The 13,020-nt window shown below is 67.9% G+C and carries 10 protein-coding genes; 2 read left to right on the forward strand and 8 right to left on the reverse strand.

Annotated features, from left to right (window positions below; genetic code table 11):
* Positions 1-41: 41 nt before the first annotated feature.
* Positions 42-1,943 carry a glycoside hydrolase family 43 protein gene (locus FHS02_RS09055; protein WP_137313121.1) on the reverse strand — a complete coding sequence of 634 codons (1,902 nt, stop codon included), beginning with the start codon at positions 1,941-1,943 and terminating at the stop codon, positions 42-44.
* 198 nt (positions 1,944-2,141) lie between these two features.
* On the opposite strand from FHS02_RS09055, the gene galB reads away from it, so the two are divergent.
* Both galB and FHS02_RS09065 read left to right on the forward strand, forming a co-directional pair.
* Entirely contained in the window at positions 2,142-4,694 is a 2,553-nt protein-coding gene (gene galB / locus FHS02_RS09060) for a beta-galactosidase GalB (RefSeq protein ID WP_137313122.1), read from the forward strand.
* Positions 4,695-4,773: 79 nt separating this feature from the next.
* Positions 4,774-5,478, forward strand: a complete 705-nt coding sequence (locus tag FHS02_RS09065; RefSeq protein WP_137313123.1) for a GntR family transcriptional regulator — start codon at positions 4,774-4,776, stop codon at positions 5,476-5,478.
* Between the two features lie 205 nt (positions 5,479-5,683).
* Here the strand turns inward: FHS02_RS09065 and FHS02_RS09070 are convergent, their stop codons facing one another.
* The 7 genes from FHS02_RS09070 to FHS02_RS09100 form a co-directional block, all read right to left on the reverse strand.
* A complete protein-coding gene (locus FHS02_RS09070) occupies positions 5,684-7,051 on the reverse strand; it encodes an enolase C-terminal domain-like protein (protein ID WP_217496912.1) in 1,368 nt (455 codons plus the stop codon).
* Positions 7,052-7,293: 242 nt separating this feature from the next.
* Positions 7,294-7,992 (reverse strand): GntR family transcriptional regulator, encoded by a 699-nt coding sequence (locus FHS02_RS09075; RefSeq protein WP_137313124.1) that lies wholly within the window; start codon positions 7,990-7,992, stop codon positions 7,294-7,296.
* Entirely contained in the window at positions 7,989-8,663 is a 675-nt protein-coding gene (locus tag FHS02_RS09080) for a TetR/AcrR family transcriptional regulator (RefSeq protein ID WP_137313125.1), read from the reverse strand. The genes FHS02_RS09075 and FHS02_RS09080 overlap by 4 nt, the downstream gene beginning before the upstream one ends.
* Before the next feature lie 18 nt (positions 8,664-8,681).
* Complete coding sequence (locus FHS02_RS09085; protein WP_137313126.1) at positions 8,682-9,719, reverse strand: HlyD family secretion protein; 1,038 nt, start codon at positions 9,717-9,719, stop codon at positions 8,682-8,684.
* 22 nt (positions 9,720-9,741) lie between these two features.
* On the reverse strand, positions 9,742-11,337 hold the full coding sequence (locus tag FHS02_RS09090) for an MFS transporter (protein ID WP_137313127.1): 1,596 nt from the start codon (positions 11,335-11,337) through the stop codon (positions 9,742-9,744).
* Positions 11,338-11,339: 2 nt separating this feature from the next.
* Positions 11,340-11,597, reverse strand: coding sequence for a hypothetical protein (locus tag FHS02_RS09095; protein WP_137313128.1), 258 nt, complete (start codon positions 11,595-11,597; stop codon positions 11,340-11,342).
* A gap of 223 nt (positions 11,598-11,820) precedes the next feature.
* Positions 11,821-13,020 carry a CaiB/BaiF CoA transferase family protein gene (locus FHS02_RS09100; protein ID WP_137313129.1) on the reverse strand — a complete coding sequence of 400 codons (1,200 nt, stop codon included), beginning with the start codon at positions 13,018-13,020 and terminating at the stop codon, positions 11,821-11,823.

Genomic DNA, 13,020 nt, shown 5'->3' on the forward strand with positions numbered 1-13,020 from the left:
GGTGTCCGACACCGAAAACCCGGTGTCCGACACCAAACTCATCACCTGCCTGTGGCAGCAGGCGCAACGGCGCGTCCGTTCGCCACCGGCTCGCCCACGTCGCCAGGCCGGAACGGTACCGTCATCGGGTCCATCGGCCGGATCGCGCCGTCGGGAGTGAATTCCATCTTCGCCAGCACGGTCTGGCGCTGGTAGCCGTTCCCCTGCGGCAGCGCGTGCCGGTGGTAGGCCGCGTACCAGCGGTCGGTGCCGGGCACGTTGACGACACTGTGGTGCGCGGTGGCGACGGCCGGGCCGTTGCGCTGCAGGACGATGAAATCCCGCTGCGGCGAGCGCACCGGGCCGAGAGGCGAATCGGCCACGCCCCAGCCCACCCGGTAATCCGGGCTGCGCGCATCGTCGATCGACCACATGAAGTAATACTTGCCGCTGCGCTTGAAGACGACCGGCGCCTCGCGGTGGTCGCGCAGTGCGATCGTGTGCACGGGGCCGTCCAGCGTGACCATGTCGGGCTTCAGCTTGTAGACGTTGGCCAGCTTGCCGTTGCCGTAGTACAGGTAGGCCTGGCCGTCGTCGTCGATGAACGGGTACGGGTCGATCGTGTTGGTCTGGACACCGGTCCCCCTGGCGACCAGCGGCTTGCCCAGCGCATCGACGAACGGCCCGGTGGGCGACTTCGACGTGGCCACACCAATGTTGCCCTGCGCGCAGAAGTACAGGTAGTACGTGCCGTTGCGCTCGATGACGTCCGGCGCCCATGCTTCGACACTGGCCCATTTCAGGTCGTTGGCGACGTCGAGGATCATGCGCTCCTTCTTCCAGTCCACCAGGTTTTTCGACGACCATACGGAGAAATCGGTGGTCTGCCAGTTCGGCTTGTCCGACGTCGGATAAATATAATAGGTGTCGCCGAACAGGCGGATCGACGGGTCGGCCGTGAATCCTTCCAGGATGGCCGGCGGCGCGGGCTTCGGTGCCGCCGCCTCCGCGGCCGGTGTCCTCGTCGCGATATCCCTGGCAAGCCATGCGGGCACCGCCAGCACGGTGCCGTGCCGCTGGCCGTTCGCCACGGCGACGCGCGCCGATACGTCGGCCCACCCCTTCCAGTCGGTGGTCTCGAACGCGCCGTAGCGCTTCTCCGCGTAGAAATCGACCAGCAAGGTGGTCTTGCCGTCCTGCGTGTACAGCGTGGGGCCTTCGGCGCGCAGGCCGCTGACGATCGGCTCCGGCATCAGCCGGTAAGGGCCGAGCGCGCTGTCCGCCACGGCCCAGCGGATCGCACCCCACTTGCCCGACTTCTGCCGGTCGCCCTCCTTGAAGACGGCGATATATCTTGCTCCGTCGCGCACCACCGTGGTGTCGATGTGGTCGAAGCCTGGATCGAGGAACAGTGCCGGTTCGCTGAACGTGACGAAGTCCTTCGTCGTCACGTAATACGTGCGGTGGTTCATCCGCTCGTCCGATTTGGTGGCGGGAAAGCGGTCGTCGATGTCGGACGACACCGTGATCACGTACTGCTGCCCCGCCTCGTCGTAGAACGTTTCGGGTGCCCAGGCATCGGTGGCGCCCGCGGTTTTGCCGAAGACGGGCAGGTAGCGCTGGGCCGACCAGTTGACGAGGTCCGTCGATGCCGCGTAGCCGATGCCCTTGTCCTTCCAGCCGGTGGTCCACACCATCCGGAAGACGCCGTCCGGTCCGCGCAGGATGTGCGGGTCGCGCATCAGGCCTGACCCGACCGACGGTTTCAGGAACACCTTGCCCAGGTCCGTCCACGCCTTGCCGTCCGCGCTGGCCGACAGGTGCAGGCCGTCGCCCCTGCCCTGGAACGACGTGAACAGCCACGTGATGTCGGGCCATTTCGATGGCTGGGCCGCGGCGCCGGCGGCCAGCGCCAGCAGCGCCGTTGCCAGCGCGGCGCGGTGCAAGGTCGGATTGGTGGGCATGCTGTCCTCGTCGTTGTGTTCCGGGCGCCGTACCTTAGCATGGCGCGCGGCGGCTTGAGCGGGCCGGCGGCCGATCGCTCATCCGGTTGATCGGCTGGCCGCGCTATACCGCTTCCGCATAGCGCGCGCGACAAATGGAATAGCAATATTGTTGCAATCGAGGCTAGACTTTTCGGTCCACCATCCTGCAAGCAATCCATGTTCAGACACCTGTTACCCGTGCTCGCCTTCGGCTTCCTGTCGCTCGCCGGCGCGGCCACCCATGCCGCCGAGGCGCCGGTCCGCGAACGCATCGCCTTCAATGCCGACTGGCGCTTCCACAAACAAGACCCGGTCAAGGAAAGATCCGGCAAGGAAGTCGCCGGCAAGGCCACGGAACCGGCCGCGCAGCCGGGCTTCGACGATGCCGCCTGGCGCAGGCTCTCGGTGCCGCACGACTGGGGCATCGAAGGCCCGTTCCGCCAGGAATACCCAAACGACACCGGCAAGCTGCCGTGGTGGGGCACGGCCTGGTACCGCAAGCACTTCACGCTGCCGGCCACCGATGCGGGCCGCCGCGTCTACCTGGACATCGACGGCGCGATGTCGAACGCCCAGGTCTGGATCAACGGCCAGCACGTGGGCGGCTGGCCGTATGGCTATGCATCGTGGCGCGTGGACCTGACGCCGCACGTGAAACCGGGCGGCGACAACGTCGTCGCGGTACGGCTCGACAATCCGCCGGCCTCGTCGCGCTGGTACCCGGGCGGCGGCATCTACCGCAATGTGTGGCTGGTGAAGACGGCGCCGGTGCACGTCGCGCAGTACGGCACGTTCGTCACCACGCCGGTGGTGACGAAGGAATCGGCGACCGTCAGCGTCGAGGTAACCGTCGACAACCGCGGCGCCGACACCGACGTGCAGGTCGCCACCGAGATCTATGCGCTCGATGGCGCCGGCAAGCGCACCGGCCAGCCCGTCGCGCGCAAGGACGCGACCAGCCCGTGGAAGGCGCCCGCCGGCCACCAGGTGCAGCTCACCCAGGCGCTGGCCGTGGCCAATCCGCGGCTGTGGAGCCCGGCCTCGCCGCAGCGCTACGTGGCCGTCACCACGGTGACCGACAAGGGCCGCGTGGTGGACGTCGTCGAAACGCCGTTCGGCATCCGCACCATCGCCTTCGATGCGAAGCAGGGCTTCCTGCTGAACGGCAGCCGGCTGGCCATCAACGGCGTGTGCCAGCACCACGACCTGGGCGCGCTGGGCGCGGCGATCAACGTGCGCGCGCTCGAACGCCAGCTCGAGATCCTGCGCGAGATGGGCGTCAACGCGATCCGCACCAGCCATAACCCGCCGGCGCCGGAGTTGCTGGACCTGGCCGACCGCATGGGCTTCGTGGTGGTCGCCGAGGCCTTCGACATCTGGGGCCTGAAGAAGACGCCGAACGATTATCACGTCCACTTCGCCGAATGGAGCGAGAAGGACCTGCGCGCCATGATCCGGCGCGACCGCAACCACCCCAGCGTGATCTCCTGGAGCATCGGCAACGAGATCGTCGAGCAAGGCGCCAGCGAAGGCTGGAAGGTGGCGGCGCGGCTGTCCGAGATCGCACGCGGAGAGGACCGCACTCGCCCGACCACGGCGGCCTACAACCACGTCGGCTCGGCCTACAACGGCTTCCAGAACGCGGTCGACGTATTCGGCTACAACTACAAGCCGCAGGAGTACGCGAAGTTCCACGAGCACTTCCCGCACATCCCGCTGCTCGGCAGCGAAACGGCATCGACGGTCAGCTCGCGCGGCGAGTACTTCTTCCCCGTCAGCGACGACAAGTCGCAGGGACTGGCCAACTTCCACGTCAGCAGCTACGACCTGAGCGCGCCGCCGTGGGCTTCGCCGCCCGATACCGAATTCCGCGGCCAGGACGACAACCCGTCCGTGGCCGGCGAGTTCGTGTGGACCGGCTTCGACTACCTGGGCGAACCGACGCCGTACAACAGCGACAGCACGAACCTGCTGAACTTCACCGATCCGGCGCAGCGCCAGCGCATGGAACAGCAGCTCGATAGCCTGAAGAAGATCGCCGTGCCGTCGCGCAGCTCGTACTTCGGCATCGTCGACCTGGCCGGCTTCAAGAAGGATCGCTTCTACCTGTACCAGGCGCGCTGGCGCCCGGAACTGCCGATGGCGCACCTGCTGCCGCACTGGAACTGGGCGGAGCGCGTGGGCCAGGTGACGCCTGTGCACCTGTACACGTCCGGCGACGAGGCCGAGCTGTTCCTGAACGGCAAATCGCTGGGCCGGAAGAAGCGCGGCCCGCGCGAATACCGGCTGCGCTGGGACGACGTGGTCTACCAGCCGGGCACGCTGCAGGCGGTGGCCTACAAGGACGGCAAGCGCTGGGCCGAGGATACCGTGCACACCACCGGCAAGGCGGCCAGGCTGCTGCTGTCGGCCGACCGGCAAACCATCCGCGCCGACGGTGACGACCTGTCGTTCGTGACGGTGACGATCGCCGACAAGGATGGCCGGCCGGTGCCGCGCACCAGCAACCGCGTGAAATTCACGCTGACCGGACCGGGCGACATCATCGCCACGGACAACGGCGATCCGACCAGCTTCGAATCGTTCCAGTCGCGCGAACGCAATGCATTCAACGGCCTGGCGCTGGCAATCGTGCGTACCCGCGCGGGACAGGCGGGCAAGCTGGTGCTGACGGCGACCGCGCAGGGGCTGGGAAGTGCGAAGGTGACGCTGGAGAGCAAGGCGCCCTGAGCGCCGGGCCGATGTGGCGTGCGGCGTCCTGGGGAGCGGCTACAATAGCCGCTTTTCCCGGCACCGACGCCGGCATCCCATGATCCCCGGCCTGCCCTCCACGCCCTTCCGCCTCGACCGCCTGCGCAACGCCTCGTCGCAGGTATTCGACCACCTGCGCGGACTGATCGTGACGCTGGTGCTGGCGCCGGGCACGCAGCTGCACCGCAGCGAACTGGCGGACTACTACGGCCTGTCGTCGACGCCGCTGCGCGATGCGCTGTCGCGGCTCGGCGAGGAAGGCCTGGTCGACATCGTGCCGCAACAGACGACGACCGTCAGCCGCATCGACGTGGACGCGGCGCGGCAGGCGCACCTGCTGCGGCTGTCGCTGGAACTGGAAGTGGTCAATTCCCTGGCGCAGGCGCCGGATGCGGCGCTCGCGCTGGCACTGCAGCAATCCATCGCGCAGCAGCGGCTCGCCGCGCAATTGCAGGACGACGCGGCATTCGACCGCGCCAGCACGGCGTTTCACCGGCAGCTTTTCAAGCACGCGCAGGTTGCCGACCTGTGGGAACTGCTGCTACGCCAGGGCGGCAACCTGGAACGGCTGCAGCGGCTGCAGCCGCGCACCGGCGCGCAGCATGTGCTGGCCGATCACGCCGGCATCGCCGATGCGATCGGCCGCGGCGATGGCGGGCTGGCGATGGACCGCGTGCGGCAGTGCCTGGGCGATGCGCTGGCGGGGGTGGCGGCGATCCGGGCCAAATATCCAGAGTATCTGGGAACCGGGGACAGCCGTTGAGTATGCTGGTATCGGCCGATTACGCCCGCGCCGCTGGTGTCGGACACCCTTGGGTGTCGGACACCGGTTTTCGGTGACGATTCCTGCGCATTACGCAAGAACCGGTGTCCGACACCACAAGGCCGGTGTCCGACACCGCGACGCTGGCACTTTCGTCAGCATCAAACGCCGCTCGCTTGCCGACATCAAGTCTTGGCCAAGCCACTCAGTCCCGTGCGAGGCTGGGCTTGTTCGGGTGGTACGTCCAGCCGGGCACCAGGTAGCGCATCGCCATCGCGTCGTCGCGCGCCCCGCCGGCCACTTCCTTATAGAGTTCGTGCGCCGCTTCGATGCGCTCCATGTCCGGTTCGATGCCCAGGCCCGGCTTGTCCGGCACCGCCACGGCGCCGTTCTCGATCCGCAGCGGCTCGCGCGTCAGGCGTTCCGCGCCCTCCTGCCAGATCCAGTGCGTGTCGATCGCCGTGATGTCGCCCGGCGCCGCGGCAGCGGCGTGCGTAAACATCGCCAGCGACACGTCGAAATGGTTGTTCGAATGCGAGCCCCACGTCATGCCCCAGTCGGCGCACAGCTGGGCCAGGCGCACCGACCCCTGCATCGTCCAGAAGTGCGGGTCGGCCAGCGGGATGTCGACGGCGCCCAGCAGATACGAATGGCCCATCTGGCGCCAGTCGGTGGCCACCATGTTGGTGGCGGTACGGATGCCCGTGGCGCGGCGGAATTCGGCCATTGTCTCGCGGCCCGAGTAGCCGTTTTCCGGACCGCACGGATCTTCCGCATAGGCCAGCAGATGGCCCTTGCCCTTGCACGCGGCGATCGCCTGCTCCAGCGACCACGCACCGTTCGGATCGACCGTCACGTTGCCTTGCGGGTGGCGCGCCTTGATCGCGGCCACCGCCAGCAGTTCGTCGTGCGGCGACATCACGCCGCCCTTCAGCTTGAAGTCGCGGAAGCCATACTTCGCCACGGCCGCATCGGCCAGGTCGGCCACGCTTTCCGGCGTCAGCGCCTCGCGGTGGCGCAGCTGGTACCAGTCGTCGCCGGCCTGCGCCTGCACGTAAGGCAGGTCGGTCTTGCCGGCATCGCCGATGTAGAACAGGTAGGCCAGCATCGTCACGCTGTCGCGCTGCTGGCCGTTGCCCAGCAGTTCGCAGACGGGCACGCCCAGGTGCTGGCCCAGCAGGTCGAGCAGCGCCGCTTCGACGGCGGTGATCACATTGTCGAGCCGCAGGTTGATTTCATGGGGCTGGCGCAGCACCGCCGCTTCCGCCTCGTTGGTGACCTGGTGCTGCATGCCGCCGCGCGCGCCGAATGCGGCGCGCAGCGCATTGAGCGTGCGCTGGTAGCGGCCGACCGGCGTGCCCACCACCAGCGGCACGATGCGCTCCAGCGCCTTCAGGATGCCCTCCCCGCCCGGCACCTCGCCCATCCCGGTATTGCCGGCGCTGTCGGTCAGCAGCACGATGTTGCGGGTGAAGTACGGCGCATGCGCACCGCACAGGTTCAGCAACATGCTGTCGCGGCCGGCAACGGGAATCGCGCGCATGGAGGTAATGACGGGTGTGGTCGAAGTCATGGTCGGTAATGGGCAGGCTATGGTCGAAAACGGTCGGCAATGTTTCCTGAAAAATGGGGACGTACCCCATTTTTCGAGCAACATTTCCTAAAACCGGGGTCTGACCCCGGTCTTCGGAAATGTTGCCTTACATCAGGTCGTCATTGGTATTTCCTCAAAAACAGGGTCCGTCCCTATTTTTGGATTTTTACAGGGTTGTGATGCACTAATATATCACGACGGTTAAAACGGCTGGCGGGAAATCAGCCGGCGAGGAATTCGGGATAGTGCTCGCGCAGCGCCATCAGCCGCGACAGCGTGCCGCTCAGGTGGCGCCGGATGCATGCCTCGGCAAGGCCGGCGTCGCCGGCGGCGATGGCGTCGGCCAGATCGGCGTGCTCGGCCAGCACGGACTCAGCCTTGCCGTTCAGTTGCATGTGCAGACGCCGGAGCCGGTCCATGTTGCCGCTGCTGCCGCGCATCAGCCGCCACAGGTCGTGCGCCCGCGCGGCGGCGAACATGCGCTCGTGGAACGCCTGGTCGGTATGGATGAACGCTTCGAGATCGCCCCGCTCCAGGCACTGCCGCTGCCGGGCGACGAGCGCCTGCAAGCCTTCTGCCAGGCCGGCATCGCGCTGCCGCGCCACGGTGCGGGCGATTTCCAGTTCCAGCGCGAGACGCAGGAAGTGCGCGTGGCGGGCCGAGTCGATGTCGACGGCGCTGACCCGCGTGCCATGCTGGGGGAAGATGTCGACCAGCCCTTCTTCTTCCAGTTTCAAAAGCGCGTCGCGCACGGGCGTGACGGACACGCCGTAATAGCGCGCCAGCTCGCTGCGGTCGAGGTTCATGCCTGGCTTGAACGCCAGCGTGACGATCGCGCTACGGAGGTGTTCGTAGACCTGCCGGGCCGCGCCTTGCGACTTGTCGGGTACGAACGGGGCCGCCAGGTCGAGCGTCGTCATGGATTCCCCGCCGCCGCGGGCCAGCTGCCGTAGGCGTCGCGCAATGCGCGCAGCGCCACGCCGATCAGGTCACCCGCGGTCAGGCCGCCATGCAATTGCTTCACGTGGCCGTAGGCGATGTTCATCACCAGGGCGCCCAGCTGCAGCACCGGGACCGGCGCCAGACCGTCCGGAAATATCTGCGACAGCCGCGACCCCACCTGGTGCCATTCGTCGTCGAACATCTTTGTGTGGCGCGCCGCCACGGCGGCATCGGCGCGCGCCAGACGGGCCATGTCCACCACGAGCAGCCGCAGGTCCGGTTCGTGGCGCATGCCGTCGGCCCATGCGCAGGCGGTGGCGATGATCGCATCGGCATCGCCGGCCGCGTCCAGGCGCCGGCACAGTTCATCGGCCTGGCCCAGCGCATAGTAGTCGAACATCGCGAAGAACAGCTCGTCCTTCGATGCGAAGTTCGAATACATCGCGCCCTTCGAGTACCCCGCTTCCTCGGCGATGCGGTCGATCGACGCGCCGGCATAGCCTTCGCGCGTAAACACGACCGCGGCGGCGGCCAGCAGCCGTTCGCGGGTGCGGGCGCGGCTTTGTTCGCGCGTCAGGCGCGGCGGCCTGGCGGCGGGGGCGCTGGCGGCGGTAGCGATGGCGGCGGCGGATGCGTCCTGGTCAGTCATGATCCTGTTCGTAAAAGGTCAGCCCTCCGCGCAGAGGACGGTCGGCGTGACGGACATGCCCACCTTCAGCAACTGCGCGGCGCGCTGTCCCGGATCGATGACGATCTTCACCGGCAGGCGCTGCACCACTTTCGTGAAATTGCCGGTGGCATTGTCCGGCGCGATCGGCGAGAACGACACGCTGCTGGCGGGCGCGAGGCTTTCGACATGGCCGGTCAGCGTGGTCCCGGGCAGCATGTCGACCGCAATTGTAACGCGCTGGCCGGCACGCATCTTCGCCAGTTGCGTTTCACGGAAATTGGCTTCGATGTACGCATGCTGCAGCGGCACGATGGCAAGCATCGCGGTGCCGACCTGCGCGTAGGCGCCGACACGCACCGCACGCTGGCCGACGATGCCGTCGACCGGTGCCTCGATGCGCGTGTACGACAGGTTCAGCTCCGCGGCGGCCAGTGCCGCCTTCGCGCGCGCCACCTGGGCCTGCGCCTGCGCCACCTGCGCGCCCAGCACGTCGAGCTGCTGTTTCGCCGCGGCCAGCGCCGCCATGTCCGCCGTGTGGTTCGCCGCGGCGGCGTCGGTCTGGGATTCGGCCTGCTGGCGGTCCTGCACGGACGCCGAGCCGTCCGAGGCCAGGTCGCGATAGCGTTCCGCGTTGGCCTTCGCGTACTTCAGCGTGGCGGCGCCGGCATCGATGGCGGCGGACGCGCGCCGGATCGTGCTGCCCTGCTGGGCGATGGCGGCGCGCGCGCTGGCCAGGTCCGCCTCGGCCTTCGTCAATTCGGCGCGGGCGATGTCGACCGCCACGGCGAAGTCCCGGTCGTCGATGCGGGCCAGCAGCTGGCCCTTGCGCACGGCCTGGTGGTCCTCGACCAGTACCTCGGCCACCCTGCCGGCAACCTGCGGCGCGACCAGCGTGAAATCGGCGGTCACGTACGCATCGTCCGTGCTCTGGCGGCTGCCGCCGCCTTCGTCGTGGCTCCACGACCAGGCGCTGCCGGCGGCCAGCGCGGCAAGCAGGACGCCGATGGCGATCTTTGCGGAAGTTGGAAGAGACATGTAGATCCTCGAATGAATGGAATTATTGTTTTGGCAGCACCGGCGGCGCGATGTACTGCAGCGACAGCACCAGCGGCACCAGCGCCAGCGCCAGCGCACCGAGCACCAGGTAGCCGTCGGCGATGGACAGCACGAAGGCCTGGTGCGACACACGCCCGGCCACGCCGGCCAGCGCGTCCGGCGGCACCGCACCGGCGCTGCGCCGCATGTTGGCGGCGCCGTCGAGCAGCACGTTGGCATGGGTGGCTTCGCGCACGGCCAGCAGGCGGCCGACCAGCGCGCTGCCCAGCATCGTGCCGAACGCGCGCAGCGTGTTGACGATGCCGGAGACCTGCGGCCCTTCCATCGGCTGCACCACGCTGGTGGCCAGGAACAGCAGCGCGATCACGGCCATCGGCTGGCCGAACGCGTGCAGTGCCTGCGCCAGCGCGAATTCGGCCGCCATCCACGCCGGGGTGATGCGCGAGCCCACCCAGCACGCGGTGGCGATCAGCACCAGGCCCATGGCGAACACATGGCGCGCATCGATCCATTTTTTATATAGCAGCCAGGAGACGGCCGGGCCCAGGATGAATTGCGGCAGGCCCACCTGCAGGCCGATGACGGCCAGTTGCGGCGTGCGGAAGTGCCAGGCATGGCCCAGGTAGTCGGCCGGCAGCAGGGAGCCGGACAGCAGCACCACCAGCATGCCGACGAAGACCGTGAAGCCCAGGCCCAGGTTACGGCGGTGCAGCAGCTGCAGCTTGATGAACGGCATCGGATGGAACCATTCGCAGACCAGGAAGATCGCCAGCAAGGCCGCGCCGCCGCCGAACAGCCAGCACACCAGCACGCTGTTGAACCAGTCCAGCCGCTCGCCCTGCGACAGGCCGATGCCGATCATCACCAGGCCCGCCAGGCCCGTCACCAGGCCAGGCAGGTCGATCTGGCGGAAGCGTTCCAGCCGCACCGGGTCCTGCGGGATGCCCCACCCTACCGCGGCCAGCGAGAACAGCGCCATCGGCACGGTTTGCCAGAACAGCAGGCGCCAGTCGGCCACGGCGTCGGTCCACGTGGCCGATAGCCAGGTGGCCACGTTCGGCGAGAACGTGGCCGTCATCGCATACAGGGCCAGGCCATACAGCCGGATCGGCGCCGGGAAGAAGCGCAGTGCGGCAGCCATCAGCACGGGAATCAGGAGCCCGCCAAACAGTCCCTGCAGGCAGCGCAGCACCAGCAGCGTGGCTGCATCGGGCGCGAGCGGCGTGACGAGGCCCAGCAGGGTGAAGATCGCCACCACGGCCATGTGGTAGCGGCGGAACGAGAACGTGATCGCGAACCATGCCGAGAACGGCATCGCGGCCAGCTCGAAGGCGCCATACAGGCTGGCGACCCAGCTGCCGTCGTCGATGCCCATGCCGTACACGGCGCGGATGTCGCCCAGCGCCAGTGTGCCGATGCGGCTGTTCAGGCCGGACATCATCGCCGCCACGAAGACGCCGGTCACGCCGGTCAGCAGCCGCGGGCCGAACGGGTGGACGGCGGGCGCAGGAGGTACGGCGGACGGTGCGACAGGCGATGCGGCGGGCGCCGGTGCGGCCCCAGGAGCCGCCGGTTGAGCGGTTGGTTGCGCGGCCATCGTCAATCGATCCGCGTGGACGTGGTTGCCGGCAGATGCGCCGCCGCCACGGCTGCCGCCTTGGCCTCGGCCAGCGTCGCGCAGACGCCGGAACCGGCCAGGCCGGCATCGTCATAGGTCTGGATTTCCCAGTGCCAGCGGCCGTCGAATTCGTCGGGCCACACGCACAGGCGGCGGTGATCGACGCTGTACAGCGCGTCGTCGAGGTCGAGCACCCACAGTGGCAGGTCGGATTCGTCGGATTGGTGCCAGTCGCGCATGAACGGTCGGAATTGATGAAAGGCATCAATTATACCGACCGGTATCTGAATTTCAAGCGGTATTACACTTCTGAAGTTCCTTCTACGCCTGCGCCCTGGTGTCGGACACCGGCTTCCTGGTGTCGGACACCGGTTTTCGCATGATTAATCCATAAAACCGGTGTCCGACACATTTCCTGGATGAGACGCCCAGGAAAAATGTCCGACACCAGACGCATTGAAGCTAGCGGTGCTCCAGCCAGTCGGCCAGCACTTCGGCCGTATGCTCGCCCAGCATCGGTGGCGGCCGGTCGTAGGTCACCGGCGTGGCCGACATGCGGATCGGGTTGGCGACCAGTGGTACGGTGCCGGCGACCGGGTGCGGCATGTCGATGCGCATGCCGCGCGCCTGCACCTGCGGATCGTCGAACACCCTGTCGAGCGTGTTGATCGGGCCGCACGGCACGCCGGCGCCTTCCATCAGCGCCACCCACTCGGCGGTCGCGCGGGTCACGGTGATGGCGTGGATGCCGGCGACCAGTTCCGCGCGGTACCGCACACGCTGCGGATTGGTGGCGTACCGTTCGTCGCTGCCCCACTTCGGCCGGCCCAGCACCTCGCACAGCTTGCGGAACTGGCCGTCGTTGCCGACCGCGACGATCATGTAGCCATCCGCGGTGGCGAACTCCTGGTACGGCACGATGTTCGGGTGGGCGTTGCCCATCCGCCGCGGCGCGCTGCCGCCGACCAGGTAGTTGGCCGCCTGGTTGGCCAGCACGGCTACCTGCACGTCCAGCAGGGCGAGATCGATATACTGGCCCTCCCCGCTGCGCTCCCGGTACGCCAGCGCGGCCAGTACCGCGTTGGCGGCGTACAGTCCCGTCATCACGTCGGTCAGCGCCACGCCCACCTTCATCGGGCCGCCGCCCGGTTCGCCGTCGGGCAGACCAGTGAGGCTCATCAGCCCGCCCATGCCCTGGATCAGGAAATCGTAGCCCGCGCGCTGCGCGTAGGGACCGTCCTGCCCGAAGCCGGTGATCGAGCAGTAGATCAGCCGGGGATTGAGGACCTTCAAGCTGGCGTAATCGAGGCCGTACTGCGCCAGGCCGCCGACCTTGAAGTTTTCCAGCACCACGTCGGCCTTTTCCGCCAGCCGCCGCACCAGCGCCTGGCCATCCGCCGTGGCGATGTCGATCGCCACCGAGCGCTTGTTGCGGTTGGCGCTCAGGTAATACGCCGATTCGGAAGTCGGCGTGCCGTCCTCGCCGGGCAGCCACGGCGGCCCCCACGCGCGGGTGTCGTCGCCGCTGCCGGGCCGCTCGACCTTGACGACGTCCGCGCCCATGTCGGCCAGCAGCTGCCCGGCCCACGGCCCGGCCAGCACGCGCGACAGGTCGAGCACCTTCAGGCCGGCCAATGCGCCCTTGTTGATGGGGTCCGCCAT

The sequence above is a fragment of the Pseudoduganella umbonata genome (genome assembly GCF_014192225.1).
Taxonomy (GTDB): domain Bacteria; phylum Pseudomonadota; class Gammaproteobacteria; order Burkholderiales; family Burkholderiaceae_D; genus Rugamonas; species Rugamonas umbonata.

Excerpts from the sequence above, each read along its gene's own strand:
- FHS02_RS09080 (WP_137313125.1), bottom strand. The coding sequence starts at position 8,663 with ATGACTGACCAGGACGCATCCGCCGCCGCCATCGCTACCGCCGCCAGC.
- FHS02_RS09075 (WP_137313124.1), bottom strand. The coding sequence starts at position 7,992 with ATGACGACGCTCGACCTGGCGGCCCCGTTCGTACCCGACAAGTCGCAA.
- FHS02_RS09070 (WP_217496912.1), bottom strand. The coding sequence starts at position 7,051 with ATGACTTCGACCACACCCGTCATTACCTCCATGCGCGCGATTCCCGTT.
- FHS02_RS09090 (WP_137313127.1), bottom strand. The coding sequence starts at position 11,337 with ATGGCCGCGCAACCAACCGCTCAACCGGCGGCTCCTGGGGCCGCACCG.
- FHS02_RS09085 (WP_137313126.1), bottom strand. The coding sequence starts at position 9,719 with ATGTCTCTTCCAACTTCCGCAAAGATCGCCATCGGCGTCCTGCTTGCC.
- FHS02_RS09065 (WP_137313123.1), top strand. The coding sequence starts at position 4,774 with ATGATCCCCGGCCTGCCCTCCACGCCCTTCCGCCTCGACCGCCTGCGC.
- FHS02_RS09100 (WP_137313129.1), bottom strand. The coding sequence starts at position 13,020 with ATGGCGGACCCCATCAACAAGGGCGCATTGGCCGGCCTGAAGGTGCTC.
- FHS02_RS09055 (WP_137313121.1), bottom strand. The coding sequence starts at position 1,943 with ATGCCCACCAATCCGACCTTGCACCGCGCCGCGCTGGCAACGGCGCTG.
- FHS02_RS09095 (WP_137313128.1), bottom strand. The coding sequence starts at position 11,597 with ATGCGCGACTGGCACCAATCCGACGAATCCGACCTGCCACTGTGGGTG.
- galB (WP_137313122.1), top strand. The coding sequence starts at position 2,142 with ATGTTCAGACACCTGTTACCCGTGCTCGCCTTCGGCTTCCTGTCGCTC.